This window comes from Shewanella sp. SR44-4, assembly GCF_014163715.1.
In the GTDB taxonomy this organism is placed as follows: domain Bacteria; phylum Pseudomonadota; class Gammaproteobacteria; order Enterobacterales; family Shewanellaceae; genus Shewanella.
This window is the reverse complement of the sequence record NZ_JACJDU010000098.1, coordinates 1-2,850: the sequence shown is the minus strand read 5'-3', so window position 1 is coordinate 2,850 and position 2,850 is coordinate 1. Positions and strand designations below refer to the sequence as shown.

Here is a 2,850-nt window from a genome sequence, read left to right as displayed (position 1 = left end):
ATTTGGTATTGAGTCATTAGCTGATTTAAATGTGAGCTTTCAAAAATCGATTGTGACGCATAATCCCCCCTTACGAAGTGTCCTATCGCCAATTGATGAAGATAGATGCGAATAAATAAAGCGAATAATTTAGTGCGAAACACAGTATCAGCTCTTTAAAAAATGAATAACCCCAATATAGATGCGTTACTGGTTAACGCATCTGCTTTTGATTGAAGGTCGTGTTAATGGCTCTGCAGGATTAGAGCGTGCAGAACACATTCAACAGCCAGCGTCATCGGCTTTGTCATCCGATGCAATAAAGCCCAATAAAAACCTTAATGATTTGGTGGTTAACAACGACCGCTTAATGAGCATGGCTGGGGTTGATTACCGCTATGACGCCAGTGGCAACCAAATCAGCCAAATAGGCTGCGGCGATAAACAACAGCGTAGTTTTAATGGTTTAAACCAGCTGGTTCAAATCAACGTTAATGGCAAGCTGACGCAATATGAATATGACGCCTTAGGCCGCCGCAGTGCAAAAATTACCGAACTCGGTCGCACCGACTTTATTTGGGATAATCACCAGCTGATTGGTGAATGCACCTCAGGTGAATACAGCTGGTATATTTATCAACCTGATACTTTCACTCCCGTTGCACTCATTAAAGCAGGGCAGGTTTATTATTATCACCTAGACCAAATAGGCACACCGATTTGCTTAACTGATGACAACGCTCAAATTGTCTGGCGCAGTCAGCAAGACGTGTTCGGCCAGACAATTGAAAGCACATCTATTAAAGATAGAGACATTGAAAATGCTGATTATGCTGGTCTGCAAGATAAGATAACTAACCCAATCCGTTTTCAAGGGCAATACTTTGATGACGAATCTGGTTTACACTACAACCGCTTTAGGTACTACAGCCCTGGGCAAGCACGATTCATCCATCAAGACCCTATTGGATTAGTGGGTGGAATAAACCATTATCAATATGCGCCTAATCCCGTTAATTGGGTGGATCCGTTTGGGTTGTTGTGTAAAGAGGGACAAGCAAGAGTTAAAGCAGCATTAGACGCTAATCCGACAATTCCTGATGACTTAAAAGAGAAAATTCTTGTCATTGCTCGGTTAGATAACACAAGTTATACGGCTGATGAATTAATTGAACATATTGAGAATGGTACGCCAATTGGTATAGGAATTGTTGACTCTGAATTAAATCATCAAGGGATACCTATTTCGTATTTGGACGAAGTGGCTATGGCAACCAATAGAACTAGGAATGACATTGAGAATCTTTATGATATTCTTGAACACAAAACTGGAGTTGATTATAAAACTCATATTGAAAATTATGTTGGTAGAAATGGGTACGGAATAAATTTAAAAGATGCTTATTTAATAATGGGTTATACCACTAACTTTTTTATGAAAGGCCGATTGGCACCCAAAATGCTTGCAGGTGTAACTCTCAACAAAGCTGAAACAACCTTAGTAAATAGTCTTAATAACGCTCTAGATAAATTACCTTCAGAATCTGGAACATTTTATCGAGGACTCGGTAAAGCCCCTCTACCGAGTTGGTTTGACGATAAATATCATATAGGGGCAATAATCAACGAAACATTTTTTGCTTCGGTCAGTGAAGAATTAAGCCCTGAATACGAAGGAGGTAAAGTTATGGTTTTTAAGTCAAATAATGTAAAAAACCTTTCTCCTCTGGCAATGGATGTACATTTTGCTGATAAGATCGGACAATCACCAGCTAAATCTGAACATTTAATTCAATCAGGACATCGTGTAGTAGTTAAATCTAACCGTGACGGGATCGTAACATTGGTTCATCTCGAGGGAATTGTATAATGGTCGAAGTAAACAATGTTAGTTTAGATATACACAATATCAATCAAAATGACTTTTCATCAAATGATGGTGTTGTTATAGATGCTTTTTTACTAGAGGGTGAGGGGCTTATATTGGTTCAGGAAGTAGTAAATAATCATTTAAAGTGGTTTTTTTTTAATGCAACTAACTTGAAAGTAGTTAGTAAAGAAGAACGGTATAGAGCATATAACGGGAAAATAGAGGAAGAAAATATTGAGGATTACCTACTAGTATCAGAAATAAAGGTCGATTTGGAGACTGGTGCAGAATCAATTGATGAGAAAATTATATATAAAGATAATATAGTATATCAATGTGAGCGTTTTCGTTATGAAACACCTATTACTCTGCCTTTATTTGAGAGATATCAAGCATTAAATAAGTCTAATGAAAAATCAAATTTATATTTTGATGAAGAAATTTTAAATTTTAAAAAAATGAAGTTTGAACAAAAAGTTACTTTTTTACGAGGTAAATTTAGGCAGTTATACAAAACACGTTGGGAATTAGGCATTTTGCCTGAAGAGTGCTTTCTATCAGAAGAAGAAGTTGAAAGATATAGTGAAGATGAATATTTTACTAAAGCATTGAATGCAATGTTAAAATTAGAAGAGTCATTTACTGGAAAACCAACTTCAGAAATGTTTGCAAATATAATTGCAAAAGGTGGTAAATGATAGATGTTGAAAGAAATCGCTATAGCAGATGCTTATGGAGCTGGTTTTGAGTTTTCCTCAGCAAAGAAAGTAAAAATGTACAATGACTTATCAACTTATTGCACGCATGATCTCTATGGTTTCTCTGCAAAGTATACTGATGATACGCAGATGACAATTGCCATTGCTGAATTACTACTAACCCCCTGTGTCAGGATAGTTGTCGCCTCAATTAATTTACAAATAAACAGGGAGCGGTAAGTTACAGCAAGTGAATTATCAAAGGCATTCCGGTCAATTTAAAGAAGCTATATTAAACAAGTT

The 2,850-nt window shown here is 36.6% G+C and carries 3 protein-coding genes; all 3 read left to right on the top strand.

The genetic code is table 11. The features are described from left to right. The first annotated feature begins 181 nt into the window (after window positions 1-181). The 3 genes from H5125_RS21500 to H5125_RS21490 are packed head-to-tail and all read left to right on the top strand — an operon-like array spanning window position 182 to window position 2,787. Window positions 182-1,849, top strand: coding sequence for an RHS repeat domain-containing protein (locus H5125_RS21500; protein WP_182745460.1), 1,668 nt, complete (start codon window positions 182-184; stop codon window positions 1,847-1,849). Beyond that, complete coding sequence (locus H5125_RS21495) at window positions 1,849-2,547, top strand: hypothetical protein (protein ID WP_182745459.1); 699 nt, start codon at window positions 1,849-1,851, stop codon at window positions 2,545-2,547. Before H5125_RS21500 ends, H5125_RS21495 begins: the two co-directional genes overlap by 1 nt. Window positions 2,548-2,550: 3 nt before the next feature. Then, complete coding sequence (locus H5125_RS21490; RefSeq protein WP_182745457.1) at window positions 2,551-2,787, top strand: ADP-ribosylglycohydrolase family protein; 237 nt, start codon at window positions 2,551-2,553, stop codon at window positions 2,785-2,787. The last annotated feature ends 63 nt before the right edge of the window (window positions 2,788-2,850 follow it).

What these genes read in the sequence shown, in the direction of transcription:
- H5125_RS21490 (WP_182745457.1), top strand. Translation starts at nt 2,551, where the DNA reads ATGTTGAAAGAAATCGCTATAGCAGATGCTTATGGAGCTGGTTTTGAG.
- H5125_RS21495 (WP_182745459.1), top strand. Translation starts at nt 1,849, where the DNA reads ATGGTCGAAGTAAACAATGTTAGTTTAGATATACACAATATCAATCAA.
- H5125_RS21500 (WP_182745460.1), top strand. Translation starts at nt 182, where the DNA reads ATGCGTTACTGGTTAACGCATCTGCTTTTGATTGAAGGTCGTGTTAAT.